Genomic DNA, 21151 nt, shown 5'->3' with positions numbered 1-21151 from the left:
GACACCGATCCCCCGCGTCCATGGCGCAAGCTTTAACCGGCCCGGCTGATGCTGCGTTCATAGCGCTCCAGCAGTGGCTGAATGCTGATGCCGTGCAGAAGAATGCTCAAAGCCACCACCGACAAGGTCAGGCTGATTGTGGTGTCTACCGCCTCGGCGGGCAGCCCGTGGGTCAGGGCGTAGCACAGGTAATACAGCGTGCCGATGCCGCGAATGCCGAACCAGCCCACCAGCGCTTTTTGCGGCCGGGTCAGCAATTTGCTACTGATCAGCAGCCAGACGCTCAGCGGTCGGATCACGCCGAACAACGCCAGGCCGAGGCCCACGGCGCGCCAGTCCCAGTAGCTGGCGAGGGCCGCGCCGAGGAGGGTGATCAGCAGCACCTCCATGGCGCGCTCCACCAGGCTGCCGAAAACCATCATGTCGCCCATCATCACCCCAGCAGCGAGCTGGCTGTCGGACAGCGCATCACGGTCGCCCATGATCGCCGACGCGGGGTCGCTGTGGGTGTGCCCGAGCACCGGAATTGCGACGTGCTCGGCCGGGACGTCGGACTGCGTGGTCTTGACCTCGGCGTGACGCAAGCCGATGCCGGCGGCAAACACCGCGAGAAAGCCATAAGCCCCAAGGGTTTCAGCGCCGACGTAAGCAATGGCGATCAGCGCCAGGGCCAGGAAATCGTTGGGGGATTGCGTGCTGTCGGCATTCTTGATGCGCAGGTAGATCATCAGATGACCGACGCCACGGCCCAGGCCGTAACCGAGCATCAGCCCGACTGGCACGCCCCAGATGATGTTTTTGAGTAGCCAGCCCTGGGTCCAGTCGAAATCCGAAAAACCGTGGGTGATGAACATCAGGGCGAAAATCACGAAGGGGAACGCGGTGCCGTCGTTGAGCCCTGCCTCACCGGACAGGCCGAAGCGCACCCGATCCAGGTCCTGGGCGCTGTTGACCTGCACCAGACCTGCCAGCACCGGGTCGGTGGGTGAGAGCATCGCGCCGAGCAGCAACGCGATGGGCCATGACAGGCCGAACAGGTAATGGGCGGTCAGGCTGACACCGGCAATGGTCGCCAGCATCACCGGCCCGGCCAGCAGGTACGCCGAATACCAGGCGCCGCGGTGCAGCGGCAGGCGCAGCTTGATGCCGGTATTGAACAGTGAGAACAGCACGGCGATTTCAGTCAGCCGTTCAAGCCAGTGGCGCGCGTCGCGAATGTCCAGCTGGGCAATGTCCAGGCCCCAGGGCCCGATCGCGGCGCCAAACGCCAGGCACACCGCCGACGTCGTGACCGGCAGCCAGCGCAGGTAAGAAGAAGTCAGTGCCAGCAGCATCAGCAGGACACCGAAGACGGTCATGCAAAGAATGAAACTCATGCGGGTTGGTCATCAGTCAAAGGGCGGGAATGACTGTGTGACTGTGAGAGGGTGGGATAGTTGAAACAAATGTCGGATGGATCCCACGACCGGCGCGGCACCGCAATGTGTGGGGCATCGCCGGGGCCACTGGCTGCACGCGCTCCCCTTGTGGGACCGGCTTTAGCCGGGAAGGGGCCAGCGCATACGCCATCCATTTTTCTTTTGATCGTTCCCTCGCTCTGCGTTTGATCGTTCCCACGCTCCGCGTGGGAATGCCTCTCCTGACGCTCTGCGTCAGAACGATGGACGCGGAGCGTCCCGGGCGGCATCCCCACGCGGAGCGTGGGGACGATCATACTCACTGCGTGCGGTCCGCCTGACCCTACGCGGACACTTGTAGGAGCGCGCTTGCCCGCGAAGAGGCCGGTACATCCGCTACATCTCTAGCGTCTGGAATACCGCCTTCGCGGGCAAGCGCGCTCCTACACTATCCGGCGTCAGCGATGGGTCGTGTGTACGCCATTCATCTGTGGTGTGGCATCCGACGCCTTCCCGGCTAAAGCCGGTCCCACATTTATACGCGCGGCAGGTCCCACTGAAATCAAACGCACACCGTTTGTTCTACCGCTCGATCGATCGGCTCCAGCGGGCGTTCCATTCCGGGCGGACCTGGTTGACCTGGTCCCAATCGATGGTCACCGCGGTTTCCAGGTACTTGTTCATCGCTTCCACCTGGCCGCGGGTCTTGTCGGTGGTCGGGGTTTTAGGATTGGACGGGATCTGGTCACCCATCTCCAGCGCCGGCGCCTGGGCTTCCGGGGTCAGCAGGAAGGCCGCAAGCTTCTGCGCCAGTTCCGGCTGGTCGTTGTTGGCGATGGTGCATTCGGCCACGTTCAAGACCACACCGCCTTCCTTGGGTGGCGCGTATTCCACCGGCACGCCCTTGAGCTTGAGCGCGGTCACCTGGGTCGGTGTCAGCGGGAACAGCGCAGCTTCCCCGGTCTGCACCATCTCCGAGATCTTCGCCGAACTGGCGATGTACTCAAGCACGTTCGGCCCCACTGTCTTCGGCCATACCTTGAAACCCGGCTCGACGTTGGTTTCGTTGCCGCCCTGCAACCGGTTGAACATCAGAAAACCGTGCAGCCCGAAGGTAGAAGAGGCCAGCGACTGGAACACCAGCTTCTCCTTGTACTTAGGGTCCGCCATGTCGGCCCAGGACGTCGGCGCGCTCCAGCCGTTGTCCTTGAACATCTTGGTGTTGTAGGCAAGCCCGGTGACGCCAAGGCTCACGGCCACCGCTTCTTCCTTGATCTTGCCCTTGGCCGGAATGTCCGCCAGGCTCGCGCTCGGATTCAGCTTGCCGCACAGGCCCATGGAAATGGCGCGGTACATGATGCCGTCGTCGAGAAACATCACGTGCATCTGCGGGTTGTCCTTGCTGGCCTGAACCTTGGCGAGGATGTCCGAGGAGGTGCCCGGCACGATCACCACCTTGACGTTGTTGGCTTTCTCGAACGCTGGCAGCACGTTGTCGGCGTACAAGCGCTCCATGGTGCCGCCGTTCATGCCCAGGTACAGCGTCGGTTCGGCCTGTACGGGCATCGAAGCAACAAACACGGCAAACGGCAGGCAAGACAAGCCAGTCAGGGCAACACGTTTCATATGAGTCATGGGTTCGACCTTCCTCTGAGCAATGGAATGACGTTATCGGTGCCGGACGGCACGACGATGGCGGGCGATGAAGTGTGCGGTTGCGATTGAAAGCGGGTGATCGAGAACGGACCCAGGTCGATGTTCGGCGCCCCGGCACAGACCATCTGCGCCAGCGCCTCGCCCGCCGCCGGGCCAATCTGAAAGCCCGATCCGGCAAAGCCGAAGCCGTGCAGCAAACCGGGTTGCGTCGAACTGGCGCCCAGGACGGGCTCGCGGTCGGGCAAGTAACCTTCGGTGCCGCTCCAGGTGCGAATGGCCTGGGCACCGGCCAGCGGCGGGTACAGTTCAACGGCGTTGCGCAGGATCTCCAGAATCGCCGCCTGACCGGGACGCGCGGTGGCCGGGTCCAGCGGGAAACCCTGGCCGCCGCCCAGCACGCAATTGCCCCGCGCCACCTGACGGGCATAGATTCCGCCGCCCTCGACGCCGGTGCTGACGTCCATGAACATCGGCAGCGGTTCGGTCACCAGCATCGCCGGGTGACCCGCGCGCATCGGTACCGGTTCACCGAACTGCTGGGCGAGTTGAGCCGCCCAGGCACCGGCGCAATTGAGCAGCCAGGGCGCGCGGAAAATCTGCTCATCGGCGGTTCGCACCACAAACGCCTGGCCGTCATGGCTGACCGCACTGACGTGGGCCTGCTCGAACGTCATCGCTCCGGCCCGACGTGCAGCAGAGGCGAACGCCGGGGAAACGACGCGTGGGTTGGCATGGCCGTCCTCGGCGCACAGCGAAGCGCCCACCGCCACGTCGCCAGCCCAGGGGAAACGGGCGCGCAACTGGGCGTGATCGAGCAACTGCAGCTCCATTCCGAACCCGCGCGAGGCCTCCTCATAGGCGACCAGCGCGGCCATGTCCTTGTCGCTGCGGGCCAGTTTGAGATGCCCGGAGCGCACGTATTCGCCGTCAGTGCCGATGAACGCGCGCAGGTCTCCCCAGATTTCATGGGCGCGCCGGGACAGCGGCAGTTGCGACAGCGGCCGGCCCTGACGGCGCACGCCGCCGTAGTTCACCCCGCTCGAATGCGAACCGAAAAAGTCCCGCTCCAGCAACGCCACCCGTTTGCCGCTCAGGGCGAGAAACAGCGCCGCAGAGGCGCCGACGATCCCGCCACCAATCACTACCGCATCTATTTCTAGGGGCTGACTCATTGTTCTGCCTCCACGCCAAACGGCAGCGGCTTGATCGGCGCCTGCCCGCGCAGACGACCGACGCTGGCGATGTCGCGCCCCGAAGCGTGAGCGACGATTTCCGTTGCGGCCAGGCCGCACATGCGCCCCTGACAGCGGCCCATGCCGACCCGGCACATGGCCTTGACCCGGTTGATCTCCCAGTGACCCTCGGCCACGGTCTGACGGATGTCGCCGGCGCTGACTTCTTCGCAGCGGCACACCATCAGGCTGTCCGGCGCCTTGGCCGCCCAGTCTTCAGGGAACGGGAACGCCGTTTCCAGTCCTTGGCGAAAGCGCTGGATGGTCTCCAGTTGGCGCTGCAATTCGACGCTGCGGGCGCGGTCGATGCGGTAGCCGATGTCGCCCAACAAGGTCAGCGCCGCCAGCTCGCCGGCCATCTCTGCGGCGTCTGCGCCCATGATGCCGGCGCCGTCACCGGCCAGGTAAACCCCCTCGACACTGCTGCGGCCGCCAGCGTCGCGGGTTGGCAGCCAGGCGCGGTTCAGCGCGCTCCAGGCGAATTCGCAGCCGAGCAGATCGGCCAATTGGGTCTCGCTGCGCAGGGCGTGGGCGAAGGCGACGGCGTCACAGGCGAGGTTTTTGCGCTGATTGCCCTGATGCCAGCTGACCCCGCTGACCCGTCGCTCGCCCTGAATGTCATGCAGATGAACGCCCTGATGCACCGGGATGCCGTGGGCCGTCAGCCAGGCGCGGTAATAAAGCCCTTTCGCCAGCGTCGACGGTTGCCCGAGCAGCGCGGGCAGGGCGCGGGTCTGGGCGGAAAACGGCGAGCTGTCGAGCACCGCCGCCACCGTCGCGCCGGCTTTGGCGTACTGGTACGCCACCAGATACAACAGCGGCCCGCTGCCGGCGAAGACCACGCGCTGACCGATGGCGCAGCCCTGAAACTTCAGCGCGATCTGTGCCGCGCCGAGGCTGTACACGCCCGGCAACGTCCAGCCCGGCACCGGCAAGATCCGGTCGGTGGCGCCGGTGGCAACGACCAGGTGCTTGAACGGCACCTGCGCGGCTCGGCCGTCGTGCAGGGTGTCGAGGGTGCGTGCTTCGGCGTTCCACACCAGCGTCTCGGGGCGGTAGTCGATCTCGCGCTGCAATTGATCGAGGGTGGCATGAACCGACTCGGCTTTGCCCGCTTCGAAACCGTAAAGTGCCTTGGCCGACCGCTTGAAGTTCTCCGGCTGGCGACGATAGACCTGACCGCCGCCGCGCAGGCTTTCATCCAGCAGACAAGGGCGCAGGCCATGGGCGAGCAGCGTCTGCGCCGCGCGAATTCCCGCCGGGCCGGCGCCGACGATAACGGTGTTGATGGCTTGAAGGGTCGGCGTACTCATAAGCTGCGCCCCGGCTCGCGACTCACGCACACGTCAGCTTCGAGCAGCGTCGAGCAGGCGCGCACCCGGCGGCCGTCGCCCAGTTTCACCCAGCAGTCCTGGCACGCGCCCATCAGGCAGAAACCGGCCCGGGGTTCGCCGCTGAAATCGCTGCCGCGCAACGAGTCCCCTGCCGTCAACACCGCCGTGAGCAAGGTATCGCCCTGCAAACCACTCGCCGGCTGGCCGTCGAGGGTGAAGGGCAGCACGGCGCGGTCGTGTTCGGCCAGTCGTCTCAGCAAGGCCATGGCGTGCGCTCCATCGGGCAAAGTTGGGTAAACCGAACAGTCATCAATGCCTCCCCACCAATACACGATCCAGCCCGTACACCCGGTCGAGAATGATCATGGTCGCCGCCGTCAGCGCAATGACCAGCGCGGAAACCGCCGCCATCATCGGGTCGATGGATTCTGTGGCGTATACGTACATCCTCACCGGCAGGGTCTGGGTCGACGGCGAGGTAACGAAAATCGACAGCGTGACCTCGTCGAAGCTGTTGATGAACGCCAGCAACCAGCCACCGGCCACGCCGGGCAGGATCATCGGCAGGGTGATCAGACGAAACAGCGTGAAGCGGCTGGCACCGAGGGATTCGGCGGCCTGCTCGGCGCTACGATCCATCCCGATGGAGGCGGCGATCACCAGGCGCAGCACGTACGGCGAGATCACCACCACGTGGGCGAACATCAGCCAGACGAAACTGCCGTTCACCCCCATCAGCGCGAACAGGCGCAACATCGCCACCCCCAGCACCAGGTGGGGAATGATGATCGGCGAGAGGAACAGGCCGTTGAGAAAGTCGCGGCCGGGAAAACGGTAGCGGGTGATCGCCAATGCCGCCGGCACCGCAATCAACGTCGCCAGTGTGGCGGCGACCACCGCCAGAATCAGGCTGTTATAGAAGGACTGAATGAAGTCGGCGCGCTCGAACACCGCCCTGAACCAGCGCAGGGAAAACCCGTGCCACGGCAGGCTGAGGGTATTTTCCGGGGTGAACGCCACCAGGCACACCACCACCAGCGGCGCCAGCATGAACACCACCACCAGGGCATGAAACGACAGGGCCAGAGGACCGTTCTTGGACATCGCTCATTCCCCCAGGGATTTTTTATAGCGGCCTTCGACCAGCCGGTTCCACGACAGCATGACCAACAGGTTGATCAGCAGCAGCGCCACGGCAATCGCCGCGCCCATGGGCCAGTTGAGTTCCGAGAGGTATTGGTCGTAGACGACGGTGGCAACCATCTTCAGGCGCCTCCCGCCGAGCAATCCGGGGATGGCAAACGAACTGGCGGACAGGCCGAAGACGATCAAAGTCCCCGACAGCACGCCGGGCATTACCTGGGGAAGCACCACCATGCGCATCACTTGCGCCTGGGTCGCGCCGAGGGACAGCGCGGCCTGTTCGGCGGAGGCGTCGAGTTTCTGCAGCGAGGTCCACACCGGGATGATCATGAACGGCAGCATCACGTGGACCAGCGCCAGAATCACTGCGAATGGCGTGTAAAGCATTTTGATCGGACGCCCGCCGAGGGCCTGGATCGCCTGATTGATCAGACCGTCGGCCCCCAGCAACAGGCTCCAGCCGAACGCCCGCACCACCACCGAAATCAGCAGCGGCGTGAGGATCAGGATCAGGAAAATCGAGCGCCACGGCGTACCCATACGGCTGAGGATGTAGGCCTCGGGCACGCCGATCACCACGCACAGCAGGGTCACCAGCGCGCTGATCCAGAAAGTACGCAGGAAGATCTCGTAGAAGTACGAATCGGTGAGCAGATTGGCGTACTGCGCCAGGGTCCATTCGCCGCCCTTGACCCCGATTTCGTAGTCGAACACGTTGAACGACAGCACCAGCGTCAATGCCAATGGCAGCACCAGCAGGCCGAAGAACAGCGCCAGGGCCGGGGCCGACAGCAGGTAGCCGCGTCCGGTGTCGCGCAGCACACTCATGCCGGCACCTCGTCGACGCTCAACACGCGCAGCAGATCCGACGGCCAGTCCAGCCCCACCGCGAAACCTTCGTTCATCGGTGCGTCGCCATCGTTGCGACGCACCACGGTGATTTCGCCGATGGGCGTTTCGATGCGGTACAGCCACTGGCTGCCGAGGAAGTAGCGCATGACCACGCGTCCCTGCAGACGGCCGGTCCCGGCAGGCACCAGATCGATTTTTTCGGGGCGCAGGCTCAGCACCAGTTCGCCGTCGCCGGGCTCATGACGCACCTGGGCTGCGCCGCTGGCATCGCGATCGCCGCGCAGCAGATTGGCCTTGCCGACGAAGCCGGAGATGAAACGCGTACGGGGGTGTTCGTAGAGGTGGTAGGGCTCGTCGATCTGGGTGATACGCCCGGCCTGCATGACCACGACGCGGTCGCTGATGGACAGCGCTTCGGCCTGGTCGTGGGTGACCATCAGGGTGGTGATGCCGACTTCGCGCTGGATGCGGCGAATCTCGAACTGCATCTCCTCGCGCAGGTTGGCGTCGAGGTTGGACAGCGGCTCGTCCAGCAGCAATACCGGCGGCTCGATTACCAGCGCCCGGGCCAGGGCCACGCGCTGACGCTGGCCGCCGGACAGCTCGCGGGGGTAGCGCTCGGCATGGGGGGTGAGGCGCACCAGTTCCAGCACCCGGGAGACGCGGCGCTCGATGTCGGTAGCCGAGACTTTGCGCATCTTCAGGCCGAAAGCCACGTTGTCGCGCACGGTCATGTGTGGGAACAGCGCGTAGGACTGGAACACCACGCCGAGGCCGCGACTGGCCGGTTTGGCGTGGGTGATGTCGCGGCCGTCGAGCAGGATGCGGCCGGCGCTGACATCAACGAAGCCGGCGATCATTTGCAGGGTTGTGGTTTTGCCGCAGCCGGAGGGGCCGAGCAGGGAGACGAATTCGCCTTTCTCCACGGAAAGGTCAGTGGCCACGACGGCATCGATGGGGCCGTAGCGTTTGCACAGTGCCTGGAGTTGAAGAAAAGCCATGGCTGCGTTCCACCTTTTTTCGTGCACACCGAAGGCGTGCGTTTTTTATGGGCAGATGCGAAGAGAAGTGCTGCGTGTGGCTGTGGACGCTGGCGCTCGATCAATGTCGGCTGCCGCTGTTATTCAAATCGCCCTGTGGACCGATCCTAGGCCCAAGACTAGGATGCGCTCAACGATCAATTTCACTGAGTGAGTAGTTTTTTCAGATTCATTCATTCAGCGAAAAGAAATGAGGATTGAGGCGAAATGGATTCCACTGAGCGGAACGGTGTCGAGAAAGAAACGGGCGTTGGCGCGGTGTCGCGGTTGTTTGCCGTGTTGCGTGCCTTGGGCAACTGTCCGGACGGCGGCGAGCGGGTCACGCAACTGGCGCAGCAGATCGGGCTGTCGCAACCGACCACCCACCGCTTGCTGCGCAGCCTGATGGACGAAGGCATGGTCGAGCAGGACCTGCGCAGCAAGCGTTACCGCCTGAGCCTGGAATTTTTCGCTCTCGCGGCGCGCGCCGGCCAGTCCGGCAACCTGCGTGATGTGGTGCGGCCGAGCTTGCTGCGCCTGTCGGCCTCGTTGGGTGACTCGTTGTTTCTGCTCGCCCGCAGTGGTTTCGATGCGGTGTGCCTGGACCGCAGCGAAGGGCCGTACCCGATCCGCACCTTCACCGGCGATATCGGCGGCCGCGTGGCACTGGGCGTGGGGCAGGGCAGTCTGGCCATCCTGGCGTTTCTGCCGGAGGAAGAACGCGAGACGGTGATCCGCTACAACCTGCCGCGCCTGCGGGATTTCCACCTCTATGACGAAGTCATGCTGCGCTCGGAAATCGACACGGTACGGCGTACCGGCTATGCCGCGCGCAACACCGGCGTGCTGGAGGGCATGGCCGGCCTTGCCGTGCCGATTCTCGACCGTGATGGCCGGGCGGTGGCGGCGTTGAGCGTGGCGACCATCAGCGACCGCCTCAGTGCAGACCGTATGCCCACGGTGGTGGACATGCTCAAGCGCGAGGCGACGGCGATCAGCCAGAAGATCAACCCCTTCGATCCGGTGCTGCGCCGACCCTCACAGGTGTTCGGCCAGCGGGAATGATTGCCGCCGCCTGCACATTCATCTGAATGACGTTCAGCACGGTTTGACAACCGTTTGATTGGGCTGCAGGCCTTGTAGTTGGCGCTTCTCAGCCGTTCGTCGGATCTGCCGGGCCGGCCTTCAAGAACCCCTGCGCGGGGTCGAATCACTCTGTACAGGCGCCTCGTTTTCGGACCACTCCGACGCGATGGCACAGGGATGTGGCAAGCCGCAAAAACTCCGGGTGATCCTCGGAGCAGGTCGTCCTCCCTTTTGGGATCCTCGTATGTCGAAATCCCTGAGATTGCAGATCCTCGCGCTGCTCAGCGGCAGCCTCGTGCTGGTCGTGCTGATTGCCCTTGCGTGTTTCCAGTTCCTGTCCAGCAACGTCCACGCCTATCGCGGTCTGCTTGAAGGTCCCTTGCACGCCTCGCAACTGGTCGATCAGGCCAACCTGCAATTCAAGGTTCAGGTGCAGGAGTGGAAGAACGTGCTGTTGCGCGGCAAGCAGCCGGCGGATCGGGACAAGTTCTGGGCGCAGTTTGAAGATCAGGAGCGTCAGGTGCAGGACACCCTCGGCAGCCTGAGTGCAATGGACGGACTGGACCCGACCACCAAAACCCAGGTCGATGCGCTGCGCAACGAGCACCGCACCCTTGGCGTGGCGTACCGCAAGGGGCGTGACGCCTACATCGCCTCCGGCGGTGATCCGGTGGCCGGGGACATGGCCGTGAAAGGCGTTGACCGTGCCGCCAGCGAGCAGATGACCGGTCTGGTGGTTGGCCTGCGCAAACAGAGTGACGAGCAATCGAAAATCCTCAGCAGCACGGCTGACCGGACCATTCTCATCGGCACGCTGGTCATGCTCGCGTCGGCGTTACTGGTGGGCGTGCTGACGCTGTGGATGGTCAACCGCAACATCGTTGGCCCGATCCGCATGTTGATCGAATACGTCGCGCAACTGAGTCAGGGCAAGTTCAGCGACCGCGTCAGCATCACCCGCCAGGATGAGTTGGGGCGTCTGGCCGTGGCCGCAAACACACTGCGGGATTTCCTCGCCGACACCTTTACGCGCCTCAAGCGCAGCACCACCGATCTGGACAGTGCCGGCAGCGAGCTGAAGGCGATTGCCGCGCTGATGGCCCAGGGCACTCACGAGCAGTTCGAGCGCACCGATCAGGTGGCGACGGCAATGACCGAAATGTCCGCCACCGCCCAGGAGGTCGCCCGCCATGCGGCTCAGGCAGCCCAGGCCGCTGACGAAGCGGATCGCAGCTCTCAGGAAGGCAGCAAGGTGATGGACGCGACCATCACGGCGATCACCCTGATGCGCACCGAAATCAGCAACACCGCCAGCGTCATTCGTCGTCTGGAAACCGACAGCGGGCGGATCGGCAAGGTGCTGGAAGTGATTCGCGGCATCGCCGAGCAGACTAACCTGCTGGCGCTGAACGCGGCCATCGAAGCGGCCCGTGCCGGCGATGCCGGGCGCGGTTTTGCGGTGGTTGCCGACGAAGTGCGCACGCTGGCCCAGCGCACCGCGGCCTCGACGGCGGAAATCAACCAGATCATCAGCTCGGTGCAGACCGGCGCCGTGGATGCGGCCCAGGCCATCGAAAGCGGTCAGGCTCGCAGTCAGGAAAGCGTCGATCAGGTTGCGCTGGCAGGCTCCTCGCTGGAACGCATTACCAGCGCCGTAGAAGCTATCCGCGACATGAACCGCCAGATTGCTACCGCTGCCGAAGAGCAGACATCAGTGGCCGAAGACATCTCCCGCAATCTGACAGAAATCACCGCCATCGCCACCACCAACCAGGACAACGTCAAACGCACCCAGACCGCGAGTCAGGACCTGAGTGTGTTGTCGGCGGGGTTGAATGATGTGATTTCGCGGTTGAGTGCGTAAAACCCGGGTGCGCATACGGGCCCATTCCCGGCTAAAGCCGGTCCCACTGATGCACTGCGATCACCTGGTGGGACCGGCTTTAGCCGGGAAGGCGTCGGATGTCGCACCGCAGAAGATGATCGTTCCCACTCCCCGCTGGAGCCATTCCCCACTCAACGACCACGCCGTGCGGTCAGCCTTGGCGAAACACCAACGCCTTCAACCCACCCCCTTCCTCGGCATCGGCAAATTCGGGCGGGTTTTCCAGGCGCTGTTCAAAGCGCAACCCCGGCGCTTCCCGGGTCACGCCTTCGATGAGGAAGTCCGCGCCCAGCAGCGGGTCGTTCATGCACGCCAGCACCGTGCCGTCGGGGGTCAACAGCTCCGGCAACTTGCGCAGCACCCGCTGATAATCCTTGGTCAGCAAAAAACTGCCTTTCTGAAACGACGGCGGGTCGATGATCACCAGGTCATACGGCCCGGTGCTTTTCACCTTGCCCCAGGACTTGAACAGCTCGTGGCCGAGAAAAGTGACCTTGCTCAGGTCATGGCCATTCAAGCGATGGTTGTCACGACCGCGACTGAGCGCCGCCCGGGACATGTCCAGATTGACCACAAAATCCGCGCCACCTTCGATCGCTGCCACCGAAAACCCGCAGGTGTAGGCAAACAGGTTCAGCACCCGTTTGCCCGCCGTATTGGCCCGCACCCAGTCGCGGCCGTAGCGCATGTCGAGAAACAGCCCGGTGTTCTGTTTTTTGCCGAAATCCACGAGATAGCGCAGGCCGCCCTCGGTCAGCGTCCATTCCTCCAGCACCTCGCCCAGCAGCGCCTCGGTGTGGCTGTCCGGCAGATAGCGGTGCTGCAATAACAGCGTATGGGCGCGGGATTGCTGCCATGCCGGTGACTCGATCAGCCTGAACAATCGCTGCTTCAGTGCTTCCAGCTCATCGGCGGCCGGCTCTTTGAACAACGACACCAGCACCACGCCTTGCATCCAGTCGACGGTCAGTTGTTCGAGCCCCGGCCAGCGTCGACCACGGCCGTGAAACAGCCGGCGGGTCTCGGCGGGCGCATCGGCGAGAGCGGTCTGAAGGTGGGTGTCGAGCAGTTCAAGGGCGTCGGCATTCATCGGTGGGCGGCAGGTCGGCAGTGGGAAGGGGCGGCATTCTAGACCAATCGCGGCGCCAACGTTCGTCCAGCCTGGATGTGCCGCGCAACCCCTGAGCAAAGGCCGCACACCGGATTGGACAGGCCGCTTGTTTCACGGGCAAGCTCTGCGTGCCCCAGACTCTGATCCGGAAAAGGAAGTGCCATGGCCGACGAACTGATCCTGCGTGACGCCCGCGAGTCCGATATGCCCGCCGTGCAGGCGATCTACGCCCATCACGTGATTCACGGCACCGCCAGCTTCGAGCTGGACCCGCCGACCGTTGAGCAAATGCTGCAGCGTCGCGCCGACATCTGCGCCAACGGTTTGCCTTACCTCGTCGCCGAGCGCGGCGGTGAAGTGCTCGGCTACGGTTATGCGACCCTGTACCGGCCGCGCCCGGCCTATCGCTTCACGGTGGAAGATTCGGTGTACGTGCGCGAGGGCATGGCCGGGTTCGGCATCGGCCACGCATTGCTGGAGGCAGTCATCCAGCACTGCACCGAGGGCGGCCGCCGGCAGATGGTAGCGATCATCGGCAACAGTGAGAACATTGCATCAATCCGGCTCCATGCACGGCTGGGCTTTCGCCAGGTCGGCATCTTCCAGTCCGTCGGCTTCAAACACGGCCGCTGGCTGGACACGGTGATCATGCAGCGCGAACTGGGCGAGGGTGCTGGCACGACCCCCGACCGTTAACCCTGCCGATCAGGTGGCCGGCGCGCCCTCGGATTGATGATGGGCTACGGTTTCGCCGGTTTCCGGCACCGCCAGCCACAGCAGCACAAAGGCCACTGCAGCAATCGCCGCCAACGTCAGAAACGCCGCGCTGTAGCCCGCCTCGCGGACGACCAGCCCGGCCAGGCCATTGCTCAGCGCCGCGCCCAGGCCGAACACCGTCGAGATGGCCCCCAGGCTGATATTGAAGCGCCCGGTGCCACGCGTCAGGTCCTTGACCACCAGTGGCAGCAGCGCGCCAAACGCACCGGCGCCAATACCGTCCAGCAATTGCACACCGACCAGCCAGTAAGGGTTGTCGGACATGACATACAGCACGCCCCGCAGCGGCAGAAAAATGAAACCCGCCAGCAACAAGGGCTTGCGCCCCCAGACGTCGGCTTTGGCGCCCACCAGCCAGGCCACCGGCACCATCACCAACTGCGCGGCGACGATGCAGGCGGAGGTCAGCGGCGTGGCCAGGTTGACGTCGATCTGCGACAGCTTCTGACTCACCAGCGGCAGCATCGCCGCGTTGGCCAGGTGGAACAGCCCGCAGCAGATGGCGAACACCAGCAACGGTCGGTTGTGCAGCAACACCGCCCAGCCACTGGGCTGGTCATCACCATGATCATGGTTGGGGTCGAAGCCGCGCGCGACATCGTGGTCAATCGCCGAAGCGTCGACAAATGCGACTGCGACGATGCTCGCCAGCGCCATGAACGCCATCAGGTAAAACACTGCAATAGGTCCGAACATCCAGGAAAAGATGCCGGCCAGCAGGGCTGCGCAGGCGTTGCCGGCGTGATTCCAGGTTTCGTTGCGTCCGGTCCGACGGGTAAACGCCTTGGGCCCGGTGATGCCCAGGGAGATGGCGGCGATGGCCGGGGCGAACACCGAGCCTGCGATGGCGCTGATGCTCTGGGTGATCGCCACCCAGGTGAACGAGTGGATGAACGGCAGCACCAGGCAACCGGCAGTGACCAGCAACGCTGCAACAATCACCACCAATCGCTTGCTGCGGGTGCGGTCAATCAGCGCACCCGCAGGCGTTTGCGTGACCAGCGCGGCGATGCCGGCGAGGGTCATGACCAGTCCGATACTCGCTGGATCCCACTTATGAACGGCCAGTAAATAGATCGCGAGATAGGGCCCAAGGCCGTCACGCACATCCGCCAGGAAGAAGTTAAGACCGTCCAGAGAACGGTTGTTGCGCTGATCGGATGGGTTGCTCAAGGTCGGCCTCACTGTGGCGATGCGCATGCGAAACGGCTGCGGCATTGCTAAATGACCCGGCGCCGTTGTTTTGGTTCTCCACGCGGATTCTGTACACGGTTTGCGCACATTGTTGCGACCGGGGTAAGGGACTTTCTTGTCGCGGCGTTTGAATCAAGGGCGGCGCAGGCATAAGCTTCGCGCCATTGATATTGCCGGACCTGTCGGGCCCGGCGATCTTCCGGATATTCTTGACTCAGGAACCGCCATGTCCAGTCTGTTTCCCGCTGCCCGTCCACGCCGTCTGCGCAGCAACGAACACTTCCGCTCGCTGTTTCAGGAGAGCGAATTCACCCTGAACGATCTGGTGCTGCCGATCTTCGTCGAAGAAGAAATCGACGACTTCGTGCCGATCAACAGCATGCCCGGTGTGCAGCGCATTCCCGAGTCGAAGCTGGCCCAGGAAGTCGAGCGTTACGCCCGTGCCGGCATCAAGTCGGTCATGACCTTTGGCGTGTCCCACCACCTGGACGCCACCGGCAGCGACACCTGGCAGGAAAACGGCCTGGTCTCGCGGATCTCGCGCACCATCAAGTCCGCCGTGCCGGAAATGATCGTGATGTCCGACACCTGCTTTTGCGAATACACCGACCACGGCCATTGCGGCGTGATGCACGGTGGCCATGTCGACAATGACGCGACTATCGAGAACCTCGGCAAGCAGGCCGTCATGGCAGCCCGTGCCGGCGCTGACGTGATTGCCCCGTCGGCGGCGATGGACGGCCAGGTGAAAGCGATTCGCGCTGCCCTCGACGCCGCCGGTTTCACCCAGACGCCGATTATGGCGTACTCAACCAAGTTCGCCTCGGCGCTGTACGGCCCGTTCCGCGAAGCCGGCGGCTCAGCGCTCAAGGGCGACCGCAAAAGCTACCAGATGAACCCGATGAACCGCCGCGAAGCCCTGCGCGAATCGCTGCTGGACGAGGCCGAAGGCGCCGATGCGCTGATGGTCAAGCCGGCCGGCGCGTACCTGGACATCATCCGCGACATCCGCGAAGCCTCGAACCTGCCGCTGGCGGCGTACCAGGTCAGCGGCGAGTACGCGATGATCAAGTTCGGCGCCCAGGCCGGTGCCATCGACGAACACCGCGTCGTCCGCGAAACCCTCGGCGCGATCAAGCGCGCGGGTGCGGATCTGATCTTCACTTACTTTGCGATGGACCTGGCGCTGAGCGGGATCTGATTTCCATGCGCAGAAGATGACGCTGGGGGCCGCGTGCTCCCGGCGTCACGCTGCCGATCTGTCCGGTGCCTCCGGCTGCACATGTGCCGCCTGCCAGGCATCCAGCCCACCGATGAGCGCCTTGCCCCGGGTCAGGCCGTGGGCGTGGAGCTTCTCCGCCAGCAATGCCGCCGACAGCTCATTCGGGCAGGCGCAATAAAAGACCATGTCCACATCACCCAGGCGCTCGATCCAGGGCGCAATGGGTTCCTCAAGACTGATCGACATCGCCTCCGCAATGCCTTCAATGACGGCCGCATGAAAACTCGGCCGCACGTCGATGACCACCGGCGCATCATCGGTGTCGCGCAGGGCCAGCAGTTCGTTCATGGCGGTGCCTGTTCGGGAGGTCAGGGAGCAAAAAAGAGGTGCCCGTACCGTCGCCCAACAGTTCTTGAGTGTCAACGCTGAATGTCTTTGGTCGAGGACGTTTCATAGGCGCCGTCGATGGCTGCGATTGGCAGCCCTGATTTCAATTGGCTGACCGTGTTCTCTAGAATCGACCGCTCAGCAATCAACAGACCTTAGGGAGCAACTCATGGCTATTGAAATCGGAATCAACGAGCAGGACCGTGCGGAGATCGTTGAAGGACTGTCGCGGCTGCTTTCGGACACCTACGTGCTGTACCTGAAAACCCACAACTTCCACTGGAACGTCACCGGCCCGATGTTCCGCACGCTGCACCTGCTGTTCGAAGAGCAGTACACCGAACTGGCGACCGCAGTGGACTCCATCGCCGAACGCATCCGCGCTCTGGGCTTCCCGGCGCCCGGCACCTATTCCACTTACGCGCGTTTGTCGTCGATCAAGGAAGAGCCGGGCGTGCCGGCTGCCACTGACATGATCCAGCAACTGGTCGAAGGGCAGGAAGCGGTGGTACGAACTGCCCGCGAACTGTTCCCGCTGCTGGAGAAAGTCAGCGACGAGCCCACCGCAGACCTGCTGACCCAGCGCATGCAAGTCCACGAAAAAGCGGCGTGGATGCTGCGCTCGCTGCTGGAAGGTGACGGGTTCGTTGGGTGAAAGATGCGTCGCGGTTGAAGGCTGATTCCCGGCTGAAGCCGGTCCCACTGACACAGCGCGATCAATTGTGTGACTGCGATCATTGTGGGACCGGCTTTAGCCGGGAAGGCGTCGGCGGTCACACCGCGAGATTTCGGGTGTTCACACGGGCCATTTCCCGGCTAAAGCCGGTCCCACTGAATTCGTCACTCATTCAGCGCTTCTGCAACCAACCCAGAAAATTGTTCTTCTTGATCGCCACCGGCTTACGCATCAGCACGTGCTGGCTGCCTTGCTGGCGCACCGCTTGCAATTTGTTCAACGCCGTCACGATTTCGACACGCTGTTCCATGGCCTGGCGCGTGGCGGCTTTGTCGATGCGGTAAACGACGCAAGAGGTGAGGGCGGTGAAGCGCGCTTGCGACGGCGTGTCGGCCAGCACGCTCTGCTCACCCATCACCTCGCCGGGGCCCATGCGTCCGGCTTCCACCATCTCGTTCCCGTCCTTGACGCTCGCCGACACCACGCCGGTGGCGATCACCAGCAAACCGTCGGTGATCTCATCGACTTCGATAATTGTCTGTCCGGCCGTGTATTCCTGCGCCACCATGCTCTGGGCCAGCTGATTCTTCTCCTCGGCAGTGCTGGTGCGGAACACCTTGACCTCATCGAGCAGCGCCCGGGGCCGGGACACGGCTTCAGCTGTGGTTTCCGATTGCCAGGCGATGCCCGCGGCTTCGAGGTGTCGATACGCCAGATCGAACAGCAGATTGCGCACGTCGCTTTTATTGTTCAGGTCGCTGATGAAGCCGGTGACCGCATATTCGATGGTGGTCGGGCTGGTTTCCTTGACCACCGCGCGGGGTTTGGGTGTTTGCAACAGGGCGCTGCAACCCTGCAGCGCACGCTCCAGCGCATCGAGCACCCGGCGCGGGCGAATGTGCGGCGACATCATGATGTTGATCGACACGCCGTGAATATGGACCGGTCGGCTCAAATTGACGATCTTCGCCTTCGCCGCCACCGAATTGGGGATGACCACCATGGTGCCGACGCCCGTCAGCAGGTGCGTGGCGCGCCAGTCGATGTCCATGACCTTGCCTTCCATGCCGTCGATGGAGATCGAGTCATCGACCTGATACGGCTTGGTGGTGTTGAGGATGATCCCGGAGAACACGTCGCTCAGCGTGCTCTGCAAGGCCAGACCGACGATGATCGCCATCGCCCCTGATGTCGCCAGCAAACCCTTCACCGGCAGCTGCAGGACATAGCCCGCCGCCGCGACGATGGCGATGAGGAAGATCACCGCGCCAATCACTTCTTGCAACAGCCGACCGCTGTGGCCGACGCGGCTGGTCAGCGCCAGCCCGAGCACCACGGTGAGAGTGCGCGCGGCGTAGATCCACCAGATGATCGCCAGCACGGTGGCGCCGAATTGCAGCGCGCTGTCATCGGGCCAGGCCGGCGCCTCCAGCGGACTCACGCCGGCGTTGATGATCACCAGACTGTAGGCGACGAATGCCGCCAGCCGCGTGGCGATGCGCACCAGCCGGTTGCGGTCGGCCAATAAGTGCCAGGCCAGCAGGTCGGCGAGCAGCAGGAGCAGGCTCCACGCCAGCGAATAATGGGGGACGACGGTCGACATGGGAGATATCCGCAGGAAAAGTGCAGGGGCTAAGTGCTGAGGCTGGCTTGCCCGCGCGAAGGCGCGCGAACAATGTAGGCACGGCCATGATCGATGTCTATAACCGATGGAGCTTGGCTGGGGACGATCCGGGTATCAGCCTTTAGCGCTTGCCGCTCACGGCACACCCTCAGGGTCACTATCCCTACAGCTAATATCGGTGTCTGGTTTTAACTGGTTAGATGAGCGCCTGTTAACAATGGATAGCTGCGCAGAACGTCATCCGGGATGAAACCACGCCCGGACGATGGTCGGCGAACCAGGGGCTGCGACTCCACTTCCAAGGACTGCATGAAATGATAAGTCTCGGTCAGACGATGATCTCCCGCGAGCACAGAGACGTGTTCAAGGACGGCGTTGCCATGCGCATTGGCACCCGCGCCTTCGATATTCTCGACGTGCTGCTCCGTCATCAAGGTCAGTTGGTGAGCAAGGAGCTGATCCTTCAGAGTGTCTGGCCGGACACCGTGGTTGAAGAGAACAACCTGCAAGTGCACATCTCCGCGCTGCGCAAGGCGTTAGGGGCGGACCGCGAGCAGATCCGCACTGTGCCCGGCCGTGGCTATGTGCTGCTGGGCGGGGAGAGCCTCGGACACGAAACCCGCCCGCCAGCCACGCTGCATGGCGTCAGTTGCAATCACCGACTGCCGGCCCGTGTCGCCTTGCTCGGGCGCCAGGCGTTGCTGGACGAGGTGAGCAGCACCCTGGCGGAGGGCTGCGCGCTGGTCACGCTGATCGGCCCGGGCGGTGTCGGTAAAACCGCGCTGGCCGCGGAGCTGGGGCAGACGCTGCTGGACGCCGGCAGCACCCCCGTGTATTTCGTGCCCCTGGCGCAGCTGCAATGCGCCGAGCTGCTGCTGGAGGCGTTTTCCAGCGCGATCGGCCTCGACTGCAGCGGCGGTGATCCGGATCTGCAAGGGCTGATCCGTTACCTGCAGCAGCAACCGGGGCTGATCATCCTGGACAACTGCGAGCACCTAGTCGAAAGCGTCGCCAGCCTGCTGGAGGTGATCCTGCGTGGCGCGCCGGCGGTGCGCGCGGTGGCGACCAGTCGCGAGCCGTTGCGCATTGCCGGCGAGCGCAGCCTGCAAGTACCGCCCCTTGAGATTCCTGAACTAAACGCCTCCCGAGACATTGTTCTGCGCAGTGCGTCGGCGCAATTGTTCCTGCGTCAGTGGCGTGCACTGGACAGCCATCTGGCGGCCGACGGCAATGCCGAGCTGGACGATTACAGCGTCGAGCTGGTGGGTGAAATCTGCCGTCGGCTTGATGGCATGCCGCTGGCGCTGGAAATGGCCGCCGCCCGGGCCTGCGCTTTGGGGCTTTATCAATTGGTGGCGAGCCTCGACGACAGCCTGCACATGCTCTCGGCTTCACTGCGTACCGCGCCACCGCGTCAGCAAACGCTGCAGGCTTCGCTGGCGTGGAGCCTGCGTTTGCTTGGTCGCGAAGAGCGCACAGTGCTGCGGCGGCTGGCCGAGCTGGACGGTCGCTTCACCCTGGAACGTGCGTGTGATGCCTTGCAATGCACCCGTTTGCCGCGCGCCTGCATCATGGACTCCATCGTGCGGCTGGCAACCAAGTCGCTGCTGATGGTCAGCGCACAGGGGCCTTTCCGTTTCTACCGGATGCTCGGCACCACCCGCGCCTGCCTGTTGACGGCCAGCGCCCACGATACTTTGGCGACAACGGAGGTCAGCGCGCCCCGTGCGCAGGATTGCGACGCACCGTCGGCACTGGCGACGCTGCAAGGCATCAGGGCTGTGCCGCCCGGGCCCGACGGGTATCATGCGCGGCATCAGAGAGCACTGGCCATTAGCCGTTGATCAGCCCGTTGCTGCAGCAGTTGATGCGCCCGTTACTGCGAGCCAACCCGTCATGAGCCTGTTATGAGCGTGAATCCCAAGGTCTATGTGGTGGACGACGACGCTGCCATCCGCACGTCTTTGCAGCGCCTGTTGCATTCGGCGGACATCGTCTGCGACGTGTTCGACAGCGCCCAGGCGTTTCTTGACCAACCGCTGAGCCAAGGGCCCATCTGCCTCTTGCTGGACGTCAATCTGGCCCAGGGCACCGGCTTCGATCTGCAGCAGACCCTGACGGATCGCGGCCAGACCTTTCCGATCATTTTCATGACCGGCTACGGCACCATCGCCATGTCCGTGCGCGCCATAAAAGCCGGCGCCCGCGAGTTCCTGACCAAACCCTTCGAGCCGGAGCAACTGCTGGATCTGGTGCGCGAAGCACTGGTCAGCGACGCGACGAGCATGGACGAGCGCCGCCTGACCGCCTGTGTCAAAGCACGTTTCGAAAGCCTCACGCCGAGGGAGCGGCAAGTCATGGCACTGCTGATTACCGGCAAGATGAATAAACAGATTGCCGCGGATCTGGGCACCAGCGAGGTGACTGCCAAGGTGCATAAAAGGCACGTCCTGACGAAGATGGATGCGCGCAATGTCATTGAGCTGCTGAAGCTGAGCGACCGGCTGGGTTGTCTGGCGAAATGACCCCGGGGATATGCAGCGCTTTTAGTGGGAC

At 63.6% G+C, this 21151-nt stretch carries 19 protein-coding genes; 7 read left to right on the top strand and 12 right to left on the bottom strand.

The genetic code is table 11. The features are described 5' to 3' along the window. Nucleotides 1–32 precede the first annotated feature (32 nt). The 8 genes from ACYAR8_RS02045 to ACYAR8_RS02010 form a co-directional block, all read right to left on the bottom strand. Nucleotides 33–1376 carry a cation:proton antiporter gene (locus ACYAR8_RS02045; RefSeq protein WP_463578927.1) on the bottom strand — a complete coding sequence of 448 codons (1344 nt, stop codon included), beginning with the start codon at nt 1374–1376 and terminating at the stop codon, nt 33–35. Between the two features lie 603 nt (nt 1377–1979). Further along, a complete protein-coding gene (locus tag ACYAR8_RS02040; RefSeq protein WP_463578926.1) occupies nt 1980–3032 on the bottom strand; it encodes an ABC transporter substrate-binding protein in 1053 nt (350 codons plus the stop codon). After that, a complete protein-coding gene (locus ACYAR8_RS02035) occupies nt 3029–4225 on the bottom strand; it encodes an NAD(P)/FAD-dependent oxidoreductase (RefSeq protein WP_463578925.1) in 1197 nt (398 codons plus the stop codon). The genes ACYAR8_RS02040 and ACYAR8_RS02035 overlap by 4 nt, the downstream gene beginning before the upstream one ends. Then, the gene (locus ACYAR8_RS02030; RefSeq protein WP_463578924.1) at nt 4222–5598 is read right to left on the bottom strand and encodes an FAD/NAD(P)-dependent oxidoreductase; all 1377 of its coding nucleotides are present in this window, start codon (nt 5596–5598) and stop codon (nt 4222–4224) included. The genes ACYAR8_RS02035 and ACYAR8_RS02030 overlap by 4 nt, the downstream gene beginning before the upstream one ends. Beyond that, nucleotides 5595–5885, bottom strand: a complete 291-nt coding sequence (locus tag ACYAR8_RS02025) for a (2Fe-2S)-binding protein (RefSeq protein ID WP_074887659.1) — start codon at nt 5883–5885, stop codon at nt 5595–5597. The genes ACYAR8_RS02030 and ACYAR8_RS02025 overlap by 4 nt, the downstream gene beginning before the upstream one ends. 43 nt (nt 5886–5928) lie before the next feature. Continuing rightward, complete coding sequence (locus ACYAR8_RS02020; protein ID WP_108122462.1) at nt 5929–6723, bottom strand: ABC transporter permease; 795 nt, start codon at nt 6721–6723, stop codon at nt 5929–5931. Nucleotides 6724–6726: 3 nt separating this feature from the next. Continuing rightward, a complete protein-coding gene (locus ACYAR8_RS02015) occupies nt 6727–7590 on the bottom strand; it encodes an ABC transporter permease (protein ID WP_463578923.1) in 864 nt (287 codons plus the stop codon). Continuing rightward, nucleotides 7587–8615, bottom strand: a complete 1029-nt coding sequence (locus tag ACYAR8_RS02010) for an ABC transporter ATP-binding protein (protein ID WP_463578922.1) — start codon at nt 8613–8615, stop codon at nt 7587–7589. Before ACYAR8_RS02010 ends, ACYAR8_RS02015 begins: the two co-directional genes overlap by 4 nt. 246 nt (nt 8616–8861) lie before the next feature. Here ACYAR8_RS02010 and ACYAR8_RS02005 point away from each other — a divergent pair, with 246 nt between their 5' ends. Both ACYAR8_RS02005 and ACYAR8_RS02000 read left to right on the top strand, forming a co-directional pair. Next, a complete protein-coding gene (locus tag ACYAR8_RS02005) occupies nt 8862–9698 on the top strand; it encodes an IclR family transcriptional regulator (protein ID WP_074887669.1) in 837 nt (278 codons plus the stop codon). A gap of 265 nt (nt 9699–9963) precedes the next feature. Further along, on the top strand, nt 9964–11583 hold the full coding sequence (locus ACYAR8_RS02000) for a methyl-accepting chemotaxis protein (RefSeq protein WP_463578921.1): 1620 nt from the start codon (nt 9964–9966) through the stop codon (nt 11581–11583). A gap of 172 nt (nt 11584–11755) precedes the next feature. Here ACYAR8_RS02000 and ACYAR8_RS01995 read toward each other — a convergent pair whose 3' ends face one another. After that, complete coding sequence (locus ACYAR8_RS01995; RefSeq protein WP_463578920.1) at nt 11756–12694, bottom strand: class I SAM-dependent methyltransferase; 939 nt, start codon at nt 12692–12694, stop codon at nt 11756–11758. Between the two features lie 183 nt (nt 12695–12877). Between ACYAR8_RS01995 and ACYAR8_RS01990 the strand changes: the two genes are divergently transcribed. After that, nucleotides 12878–13411, top strand: coding sequence for a GNAT family N-acetyltransferase (locus ACYAR8_RS01990; protein ID WP_463578919.1), 534 nt, complete (start codon nt 12878–12880; stop codon nt 13409–13411). A 9-nt stretch (nt 13412–13420) separates the two neighbouring features. On the opposite strand, the gene ACYAR8_RS01985 is transcribed toward ACYAR8_RS01990, so the two are convergent. Next, nucleotides 13421–14665, bottom strand: coding sequence for an MFS transporter (locus ACYAR8_RS01985; RefSeq protein WP_463578918.1), 1245 nt, complete (start codon nt 14663–14665; stop codon nt 13421–13423). Between the two features lie 247 nt (nt 14666–14912). Here ACYAR8_RS01985 and hemB point away from each other — a divergent pair, with 247 nt between their 5' ends. Then, nucleotides 14913–15887 (top strand): porphobilinogen synthase, encoded by a 975-nt coding sequence (gene hemB, locus ACYAR8_RS01980; RefSeq protein WP_463578917.1) that lies wholly within the window; start codon nt 14913–14915, stop codon nt 15885–15887. A 45-nt stretch (nt 15888–15932) separates the two neighbouring features. Here hemB and ACYAR8_RS01975 read toward each other — a convergent pair whose 3' ends face one another. Then, on the bottom strand, nt 15933–16256 hold the full coding sequence (locus tag ACYAR8_RS01975; RefSeq protein WP_463578916.1) for a rhodanese-like domain-containing protein: 324 nt from the start codon (nt 16254–16256) through the stop codon (nt 15933–15935). A 208-nt stretch (nt 16257–16464) separates the two neighbouring features. Between ACYAR8_RS01975 and ACYAR8_RS01970 the strand changes: the two genes are divergently transcribed. Continuing rightward, entirely contained in the window at nt 16465–16950 is a 486-nt protein-coding gene (locus ACYAR8_RS01970) for a Dps family protein (protein ID WP_074887695.1), read from the top strand. Nucleotides 16951–17143: 193 nt separating this feature from the next. On the opposite strand, the gene ACYAR8_RS01965 is transcribed toward ACYAR8_RS01970, so the two are convergent. Then, nucleotides 17144–18574, bottom strand: a complete 1431-nt coding sequence (locus tag ACYAR8_RS01965; RefSeq protein ID WP_463578915.1) for a mechanosensitive ion channel domain-containing protein — start codon at nt 18572–18574, stop codon at nt 17144–17146. A 335-nt stretch (nt 18575–18909) separates the two neighbouring features. On the opposite strand from ACYAR8_RS01965, the gene ACYAR8_RS01960 reads away from it, so the two are divergent. Together ACYAR8_RS01960 and ACYAR8_RS01955 are read left to right on the top strand one after the other, a co-directional pair. Continuing rightward, nucleotides 18910–20439 carry a winged helix-turn-helix domain-containing protein gene (locus tag ACYAR8_RS01960; RefSeq protein ID WP_108122439.1) on the top strand — a complete coding sequence of 510 codons (1530 nt, stop codon included), beginning with the start codon at nt 18910–18912 and terminating at the stop codon, nt 20437–20439. A 63-nt stretch (nt 20440–20502) separates the two neighbouring features. Next, nucleotides 20503–21120, top strand: a complete 618-nt coding sequence (locus ACYAR8_RS01955) for a response regulator transcription factor (protein ID WP_463578914.1) — start codon at nt 20503–20505, stop codon at nt 21118–21120. The last annotated feature ends 31 nt before the right edge of the window (nt 21121–21151 follow it).

This window comes from Pseudomonas sp. HP_01 (assembly GCF_055284355.1).
Note: the sequence above shows the minus strand (reverse complement) of the source record. Positions and strands in the feature narration are given on the sequence as shown.